Origin of the sequence: Clostridium sp. (assembly GCF_050717635.1) — a bacterium.
Taxonomy (GTDB): Bacteria; Bacillota; Clostridia; order Clostridiales; family Clostridiaceae; genus Clostridium_AD.
On the sequence record NZ_JBOITO010000018.1, the window covers coordinates 1 to 9,543 of the forward strand.

Below are 9,543 nucleotides of genomic sequence, written 5' to 3' on the forward strand. Positions count from 1 at the left end.
GTTAGAGGTGTAAGCATGGTAACATGTTCAGCTGACTAATACTAATAAGTCGAGGGCTTGACCTAAGTATATTTAATGCGAAAAGATTATTTTACTGTGCAATTTTGAGAGAATATTTATATTCTCAATCTAGTGATTATGGCATGAAGGTAACACCCCTTCCCATACCGAACAGGTAGGTTAAGCTTCAATGCGCCAATGGTACTGCAAGGGTAACCTTGTGGGAGAGTAGGTCGTCGCTAGGTAATGTTCCTCGATAGCTCAACGGTGGAGCGCTCGGCTGTTAACCGATAGGTTGAAGGTTCAAATCCTTTTCGAGGAGCCATTTTTATTTAAAGTATATAGAAGCTAGTTAATAGCTTTTTTTATTTTTTTGTCTAAATAAAAATTTAAATAAATGATAGATCAATTTTTTATAATAAATATACGCTTTAGGGAATAACTTTTACTTATTTTAAATATATAGTTAAGTATCAATAATTTATAATTATTGATACTTTTATTTACTTTAGGAAATAATAGATAAGGAGTAATAGGTATAAAGATATTTTTAAATAATATATTCGCATTATTTAGAAAATTCTGATATAAAGAAAGGAATTTTTATTTAAAGGTAGAATATATGATATATATATCTAATGAAATGATAGGAGGTATTGTATATGAAAGAATATAAAAGTAATAACCTAAGAAATGTAGGTATTGTTGGACATAGTGGTTCAGGCAAAACCACTATAATGGAGTCATTACTATATTATACAAAAGCTATAGATAGATTTGGTAAGGTTGATGAAGGTACCACAATTAGTGATTACGATATTGAAGAAAAGAAGAGAAAGACATCTATTTCTACATCAGTAGCTTTAAGTGAATGGGAGGATGTAAAAATAAATCTAGTAGATATGCCTGGGTATTTTGATTATATAGGAGAAATGATTGAGGGTCTAAGGGCTGTAGATATGGCAATGATAACTGTTTGTGGTGTATCAGGAATAGAAGTTGGAACAGAAAAAGCCTTTGAATATATATGTGACCATAATTTGCCTAGAGCCTTTTTTATTAACAAATTAGATAGAGAAAACAGTAATTTTGATGTTGCAATGCAGCAGATAAGAGAAAAATTTGGAATATCTGCGGTACCAATTCAATATCCTATAGGTAGTGAAGGGGATTTTAAAGGTGTAATTAATGTAATATCTAGAAGGGCTCGATTATTTAATTTTAAAACTCATACAATGGAAGAAAGCGATATTCCAGAAGAATTATTAGGAAAAGTAGACGAGTGTAGAGAACTTGTTATGGAAGCGGTAGCAGAAACCGATGAAGTTTTGTTAGATAAATATTTTAATGAGGGGTCTATAAGTGAAGAAGAAATATATAACGGCCTTATAAAAGGAGCATCACAGGGAGAGATTGCGCCTATAATGTGTGGGTCCGCATTACTAGGCATAGGAATGCATACGTTACTTGAAGATATGGTTGAGTGTTTTCCATCACCAATGGATACAACTCTTTACAGTGCAAGAGATATAAAAAACAAAAAATATATACAGGTTAAAATTAATGATACTGAGCCGTTTTCTGCATTAGTATTTAAAACTATTGCTGATCCTTTTGTGGGAAAATTATCTATGTTCCGTGTTATTACTGGGAAAGCCAAAAGTGATACAATAGTATATAATACAAATAAAGAAAAAGAAGAAAAAATAGGTACTATGTATTTCTTAAAAGGAAAGCAACAATATCAAACTTCAGAAATTGAAGCAGGCGACATAGGAGCTGTTTCAAAGCTTCAATATACTAGCACAGGAGATACACTTTGTGACAGTAGTAGACTATTATTGTTTGATACTATGGATTTTCCACAACCGGTATTTTCAAGAGCTATCATAACTAAAGCTAAAGGTGATGAAGATAAGATATCTAATGGACTCGCAAAACTTTTAGAAGAAGATCCTACGTTCTCAATATCTAGATCTACAGAAAGTGCAGAAACTATAATTTCTGGATTAGGGTCAACTCACTTGCAAGTAATAGTTAGTAAACTTAAAAATAAATTTGGAGTTGAAGTAGCATTAGAACTTCCAAAGGTGGCATATAGAGAAACAATTAGAAAATCTTCTGATGTCCAAGGGAAACATAAAAAACAGTCTGGTGGACATGGACAGTATGGTGATGTGAAAATTAAATTTGAGCCTAGAATAGATGGAGCAGATGATTTAGAATTTATTGATGCAGTAGTTGGAGGTACAGTTCCAAGGCAGTATATACCTGCTGTTGAAAAAGGTTTAAAAGAATGCATACAGCATGGTGTACTTGCAGGATTCCCTGTTATAAGGCTTAAAACAACCTTACATGATGGTTCATACCATGCTGTAGATTCTTCAGAGATGGCATTCAAAATGGCAGCTACATTAGCTTATAAGAAAGGCCTTCTAGAAGCGGAGCCCATTATATTAGAACCAATTATGCACGTGGAAGTTACTTGCCCAGATGATTATATGGGTGACATTATTACAGATATAAATAAGAAGAGAGGAAAGATTCTGGGAATGGAGGCACTGCTAAAAGGCCAAAAAGTCATAGGGGAGGTACCACAATCCGAATTATTTAATTATGCAACTGATTTACGTTCAATGACTGGTGCTAGGGCTAATTTTAGGGTAAAATTTGAAAGGTATGAAGAAGTTCCAAAGGATGGAATTGATAAAATAATTATTGCTAACAAAAACTTGGAATAGATATAAATATATAAAAAATAAAACCGTATCTTACGGTTTTATTTTTTATTTTAAGTGCAAATCTTTATGGTAATAGTGAAAAAACAAATTGTAATAAACATGTATATTATAATTGAAATTACAAAGCCTAATATTAAATACGCAAAAGAGGGGAGAACTAAATGTCTGAATATAGATTAGACATTGTTGGAGATATTAAGCTAGGTGATTATAGCAATATACATGATTACATGGGAATAATTCAACAAAATGATAAGTTTACAATTACTTCTAAAATGAAGAGCTCCGAAGAAGTTGGGATATTATGCAAGATGCTAGAGAATAATTATTTTACTATTGTAGAACAAGGAGATATGAAAAATGGACAATATTCAATTACATCACAAAGGCAGCGGTAAGAAATTAATTTAAAAATATTTTGTGGAATAAATTTCGGAATTAATTAATACGAAATTTGTTCCTTATTTTATATAAAACAAGGAGTTTTATGTTATTAGTTAAAGATATATCTACCAGTAATATTGAAATTATTTACTCATAGTGGTATGTTATAAAGAGTAGTAAAAGTATTTAAAACATAATGTTTTATAGTTATAAAAATTTAAAAAAGTTACAGGAGGATTAAGATGGAAAAGGAATTATTCATTAAAAATAGAGCGAATTTATCAGGTATGTTAGAAGAAAATTCTATAACATTGATATTTGCAGGTGAGGCACCATATAAATCAGGGGATGAAACATACCTATTTACTCCAAATAGGAATTTTTACTATTTAACAGGCATTGATAGAGAAAAAATGATTCTAATGCTAGTAAAAAGAAATGGTAAGGTTGAAGAGACATTATTTATAGAAAAAAATGATCCTGTTATGGCTAGATGGGTAGGAGAAAAAATGCCGGAAATGGATGCTAAAGGAATTTCAGGTATAGAAAAGATTCTATTTATAGAGGGATTTGAAGGAACTTTTGGTTCGATTTTAAATAGAGTGAAAATAGATAATTTATGTTTGGATCTTGAAAGACAGGAGTTTAATATGTTAAATGACTGGTCACAAAGATTTGCTAAGAGTGTAATGGAAAGATATCCGTACATAAAGGTAAAAAATATTTATCATGAAATAGCTAGTCTAAGACTTATAAAATCAGAAGAAGAAATATGGTTAATCCGGAAAGCTATAGATATTACAGATAGAGGAATAAAGGAACTGCTTAAAAATGCAAAAGATGGTATGAAGGAGTATGAACTTGAGGCACATTTTGATTTTAAACTAAAAACCTGTGGTGTAACAGACTTTGCTTTTAAAACAATAGCAGCTAGTGGAAAAAATGCGACAACACTTCATTACGATAAAAATAATAGTGAACTTCAAGATGGTAATTTAATATTATTTGATTTAGGTGCTCAATATAAATACTACAATGCAGATATAAGCCGTACATTTCCTGTTAATGGTAAGTTTACAGACAGGCAAAAACAGGTTTATAATGTGGTATTAAGAGCACAAGAAGCAGTAACTCAAATTGCAAGGCCTGGTATATTGTTTTCAATTTTAAACGAAACCGCTAAAAATATACTGGCACAGGGGTGCATTGAGTTAGGTCTTATTAAAGAAGCTAGCGAACTACCAAAGTATTACTTCCATGGCGTAAGCCACTACTTGGGGCTTGATACTCATGATGTAGGAAATCGTGACATAGAGTTAAGAAAAGGTATGGTATTAACTAATGAGCCAGGACTTTATATCCAAGAGGAGAGTATGGGAATTAGAATAGAAGATGATTTATTAATAACAGAAGATGGATGTGAAAATCTTTCAAAGCAAATAATAAAAACAGTAGAAGAAATAGAAGATTTTATGGCGAAGTAGATATGCCTTAGTATCTATGATAAGTAGTAATTATAAAATTACTACTTGTTTTTTAGAGCTGGAATTTATAGCGTTTAAATTTAAAGGATAATATAAGGAGGAAGAAACGTTGATTAAAAAATTCATTTCTTATTACGGCCCACATAAAAAATTATTTGCATTAGATATGATTTGTGCGTTTTTAGTAGCCTCTTTAGATCTGGTATTTCCTATGGTAACCAGAAATATTTTAAACGAGGCTTTACCTCAAGGAAATATAAGAAAAGTTTATGTGTTTACGGCAGTACTAGCAATATTATATTTATTCAAATTATTATTTAATTATATAGTAGAGTATTGGGGTCATGTTGTAGGTGTTAGAATGCAATATGAAATGAGAAAAGATATATTTTCTCACTTGCAAACTCTGTCTTTTAAATATTTTGATAATAATAAAACTGGGCATATTATGTCTAAAATAATTAACGACTTAATGGAAATATCAGAACTTGCACATCATGGTCCTGAGGATCTATTTATATCAGCAGTTATGCTTATAGGGTCATTTATAGCACTTTGTACAATTAATGTAAGTCTTACACTAATTGTATTTTCTACGCTTCCTCTTATGATATGGTTTGCTGTGAGTAGAAGAGTTAAAATGTCAGAAGCATTTAGAGCTGTTAGAAAAGAAGTGGCAAATGTAAATTCAACTTTAGAGAATAGTATATCGGGTATAAAAGTTTCTAAGTCTTTCACTAATGAAGAATATGAAATGGATAAGTTTGATCAGGGTAATGAACAGTTCAAACAGTCAAGGCAGCATGCATATAAATATATGGCGAATTTCTCTTCCGGCATAAAATTTTTAGTTGATATGCTAAATGTTGTTATTATTGGGTTTGGTGGATATTTTATATATAAGAAATTAATAAACATACCGGATTTAGTAGCATATTTATTATATATACAATTCTTTATGCAACCAATTCGAAAACTTACGTCCTTTGTTGAACAATATCAATCAGGAATGGCTGGTTTTGAAAGATTTGTAGAACTAATGAATATAGAGCCTGAAATTGTGGACAAGGATAATGCTATAGTTCTTGAAAATATAAAGGGAGATATAGAGCTAAGGAATGTAACCTTTAGTTATAATGATAAAGCATCTATTTTATCTAATATGAGCCTTCGTATTCAGGCAGGTAAGACTCTGGCAATTGTTGGACCGTCAGGGGGAGGTAAGACTACCTTGTGTCATTTGATTCCTAGATTTTACGAATTAACTGATGGAGACATTTTAATTGATGGTCACTGTATAAGAGATGTTACACTAAAATCTTTAAGGCAAAATATTGGAATTGTTCAACAAGAGGTATTCTTGTTTGCAGGAACTATAAAGGATAATATATTATATGGAAGACCCGATGCGACAGATGAGGATGTAATAGAGGCTGCTAAGAATGCTAATATACACGACTTTATAATATCATTATATGATAGATATGAGACAAATATAGGAGAAAGAGGAGTTAAATTATCTGGTGGTCAAAAACAAAGACTGTCTATAGCTAGAGTATTCCTTAAAAATCCACCTATATTAATATTGGATGAGGCTACATCTGCACTTGATAATGCTACGGAGATGATAATTCAAAAGTCATTAGAAAACTTATCTAAAGGTAGAACAACATTTGTAGTAGCTCATAGGCTTTCTACTATCAGAAATGCCGATGAGATTGTAGTAATTACTGACAATGGTATACAGGAAAAAGGCACTCATGATGAATTAATTGAACTTGAGGGAATATATTCTAAGTTATATAATGCTCAATTCAAGGGTTATATTCCGGATGAAATAATATAGTGTAAATGCCAAGTTTTATGGTGATATGAACTATTATAAAAAAGCTTATCTTCTTATATTTAAAGATGATAAGCTTTTTTATTGTGCAATAGAAGGAACGGTGAATCATGTATAAAAATGTAAAAAAAAGTATTGCGAAAGTTAAATATTAAACAAGGGGAAAAAAAAGTTTTATAGAATAGATAAGATATGGTAAATAATTACAATGAGTTTAAACATATAACTATAGTAAATCATAAAACATTGTAAAAAGTTTATAAAGGGGGATGCAAAATGGTTAAAAATAAGAATAATATTATAAAGTTATTAAATGAGATTAAAAGTCTCACATATCTTAAGGGGACTTCAGAAATAAATGTGGACAAGTCCATAGATACTGATTTATTTGAATATAAAGATGGAATATCCATGTTGTATAAGGATAGAAAAGATTAAACAGGAAAAATATATATACATAAGGATATTATGCTATGAAAGAATTTCCATAGAAGTGGTTATAATTAAAGAGAATAAGTAAATTCATTGCAAGTGAGGTGTTTGAACATGATGTTCAATAAATTTACAGAAAGAGCACAAAATGTGTTGGTTTATGCTCAGAAAGAGGCTGAAGAATTAAACCATGGTTACGTAGGTACAGAGCATATATTGTTAGGAATTTTAAAAGAGGAAGATGGAGTATGTAAAAAATCATTGAACAATATGAAAATTACTTTGGAAAAAGTAAAGAAATTAGTATTGGATTATGAAGGTAAAGGAGACGTTGAAATACGTATCACCGAAATACCTTTAACGCCAAGAACAAAGAGGTTACTAGAATTAAGTCTTTTAGAAGCAAGAAATCTAAACCATAATTATGTTAGTCCAGAACATATTTTGTTAGCTTTAATTAGAGATGGAGAAGGCGTTGCTTACACAGTCTTAGTTAATTTAGGGGTGAATTTTGATAAATTAAAAAATGACATATTAGATAATTGGTGTTCTGAGGACACGCCTAAGGGAAGTATATCTAAAGAAAAGAAACAAAATGGTACGCCAACCCTAAATCATTTTGGTAAAGATTTAACTGAAATGGCAAGAGAAGGTAAACTAGATCCTGTGATAGGAAGGGATGATGAAACTCAAAGGCTCCTAGAAATTTTATGTAGAAGAATGAAGAATAATCCATGTCTTATAGGAGAAGCAGGTGTAGGCAAAACAGCTATAGCTGAAGGGCTTGCACAAAGAATTGCTTCCGGTAATATCCCGGAAAGTTTAAAAAACAAAAGACTTATAACTTTGGACATATCTTCTATGGTGGCAGGATCTAAATATAGAGGAGAATTTGAGGAAAGGCTTAAAAAGGTTATGCAAGAGATATTAGAATCAGGGAATGTTATTATATTTATAGATGAAATTCATACCATAATAGGAGCGGGAGGCGCAGAAGGAGCTATTGACGCCTCTAATATATTAAAACCAGCACTTGCAAGAGGAGAGATACAATGTATTGGTGCAACAACCATAGATGAATACAGAAGACACATTGAAAGAGATCTGGCCTTGGAGAGAAGATTTCAACCTATAACTGTAGGAGAACCAAGTAAAGAGGAAGCTGTGAATATATTAAAAGGACTAAGGGATAAGTATGAAGCACATCATAGAGTTAAAATTACTGACAGTGCAATAGAAGCAGCTGTTAGCTTATCAGATAGATATATATCAGATAGATATTTGCCTGATAAAGCAATAGATCTTATTGATGAAGCAGGAGCAAAAGTAAGAATACAAAATTTGACTGCTCCAACAAATCTTAAAGATTTACAAAATGAAATTGATAAACTTTATAAAGAAAAAGCTGATGCTATATCACTACAGGACTTTGAGAAAGCAGCTAAATTAAGAGATAGTGAAATAGAATTAAAAGGAAAATTAGATAACTCTAAAAACAATTGGAAAGCTCAGAATGAAATGGATGAGCTAATAGTTTCAGAATTAGAAATTGCTAGTGTTGTATCAAAATGGACTAATATTCCTGTAGAAAAATTAACCCAAAAGGAATCAGATCGTTTATTAAAATTAGAAATGTTACTTCATAAGCGAGTGATAGGACAATATGAGGCAGTTGAATCTATTTCAAGGGCAGTGAGACGAGCAAGGGTAGGTTTAAAGGACCCTAAGAGACCAATAGGTTCTTTTATATTTTTAGGCCCCACCGGCATAGGTAAGACGGAGTTATCTAAAGCGCTAGCTGAGGCAATGTTTGGTGATGAAAATAATATGATAAGAATAGATATGTCGGAATATATGGATAAGCATACCGTTTCAAGGCTTATGGGTTCTCCACCAGGATATATTGGATTTGATGAAGGGGGACAATTAACAGAAAAGGTGAGACGTAACCCTTATTCGGTAATACTCTTTGATGAAATTGAGAAAGCTCATCCAGATGTAATTAATATTTTGTTACAGATATTAGATGATGGAAGGCTAACAGACGGAAAAGGCAAAACCATAGACTTTAAAAATACATTGATCATAATGACATCAAATGTAGGGGCATCAACACTAAAGAAGCACAAGTCTCTAGGCTTTTCTATAAATGGAGATGGAGCTAGTTCAGAATATGAAAAAATGAAAGAAAATATAATGGAAGAGTTAAAGATCTCTTTTAAACCTGAATTTCTAAATAGAATAGATGATATTATCGTATTTCATTCATTAGAACAGGAAGATTTGTATAAGATAGTAGAGATAATGCTTGAGGTAGTGAAAGAGCGTCTTAAACAGCTTCAAATTAATATTAGTTTTAATGATGAAACGAAAAAACATTTAGCTAAGGCGGGGCTTAATACTAATTATGGAGCCAGGCCTTTGAGACGAGAAATTACTAATGCTGTTGAAAATGTGCTTTCTGAAGAAATACTTAAAGGTAATATTAATAAAGGAGACAACGTGAGTGTTGTTATGAAAAATGATGAATTGCTTTTTAAGACTATGGGTAAGTTGTATAATGAAATGACCGAAGAATAAAAAAAATAAAGACTCAAGGGAAATACTCTAGTATAATGTTAAGTGACAAAACCAACATATACGGGAGGATTTCAAATGA

At 31.3% G+C, this 9,543-nt stretch carries 6 protein-coding genes, 1 tRNA gene and 1 rRNA gene; all 8 read left to right on the forward strand.

The features are described 5' to 3' along the window. Window positions 1–128: 128 nt before the first annotated feature. The 8 genes from rrf (at window position 129) to ACREWB_RS09530 (ending at window position 9,464) form a co-directional block, all read left to right on the forward strand. A 5S ribosomal RNA gene (rrf, locus tag ACREWB_RS09495) occupies window positions 129–245 on the forward strand. 5 nt (window positions 246–250) lie between these two features. Continuing rightward, a tRNA-Asn gene (locus tag ACREWB_RS09500) sits at window positions 251–325 on the forward strand. Window positions 326–662: 337 nt separating this feature from the next. Next, on the forward strand, window positions 663–2,741 hold the full coding sequence (fusA, locus tag ACREWB_RS09505; protein ID WP_431547220.1) for an elongation factor G: 2,079 nt from the start codon (window positions 663–665) through the stop codon (window positions 2,739–2,741). 161 nt (window positions 2,742–2,902) lie between these two features. Then, on the forward strand, window positions 2,903–3,139 hold the full coding sequence (locus tag ACREWB_RS09510; protein ID WP_431547221.1) for a hypothetical protein: 237 nt from the start codon (window positions 2,903–2,905) through the stop codon (window positions 3,137–3,139). Between the two features lie 228 nt (window positions 3,140–3,367). Then, the gene (locus tag ACREWB_RS09515) at window positions 3,368–4,609 is read left to right on the forward strand and encodes an aminopeptidase P family protein (RefSeq protein ID WP_431547222.1); all 1,242 of its coding nucleotides are present in this window, start codon (window positions 3,368–3,370) and stop codon (window positions 4,607–4,609) included. Between the two features lie 109 nt (window positions 4,610–4,718). Beyond that, a complete protein-coding gene (locus ACREWB_RS09520; protein WP_431547223.1) occupies window positions 4,719–6,455 on the forward strand; it encodes an ABC transporter ATP-binding protein in 1,737 nt (578 codons plus the stop codon). A gap of 273 nt (window positions 6,456–6,728) precedes the next feature. After that, a complete protein-coding gene (locus ACREWB_RS09525) occupies window positions 6,729–6,890 on the forward strand; it encodes a hypothetical protein (RefSeq protein ID WP_431547224.1) in 162 nt (53 codons plus the stop codon). Between the two features lie 108 nt (window positions 6,891–6,998). Beyond that, on the forward strand, window positions 6,999–9,464 hold the full coding sequence (locus tag ACREWB_RS09530; protein WP_431547225.1) for an ATP-dependent Clp protease ATP-binding subunit: 2,466 nt from the start codon (window positions 6,999–7,001) through the stop codon (window positions 9,462–9,464). The last annotated feature ends 79 nt before the right edge of the window (window positions 9,465–9,543 follow it).

Coding starts and splice junctions, on each gene's coding strand:
- fusA (WP_431547220.1), top strand. CDS start 663: ATGAAAGAATATAAAAGTAATAACCTAAGAAATGTAGGTATTGTTGGA.
- ACREWB_RS09510 (WP_431547221.1), top strand. CDS start 2,903: ATGTCTGAATATAGATTAGACATTGTTGGAGATATTAAGCTAGGTGAT.
- ACREWB_RS09515 (WP_431547222.1), top strand. CDS start 3,368: ATGGAAAAGGAATTATTCATTAAAAATAGAGCGAATTTATCAGGTATG.
- ACREWB_RS09525 (WP_431547224.1), top strand. CDS start 6,729: ATGGTTAAAAATAAGAATAATATTATAAAGTTATTAAATGAGATTAAA.
- ACREWB_RS09530 (WP_431547225.1), top strand. CDS start 6,999: ATGATGTTCAATAAATTTACAGAAAGAGCACAAAATGTGTTGGTTTAT.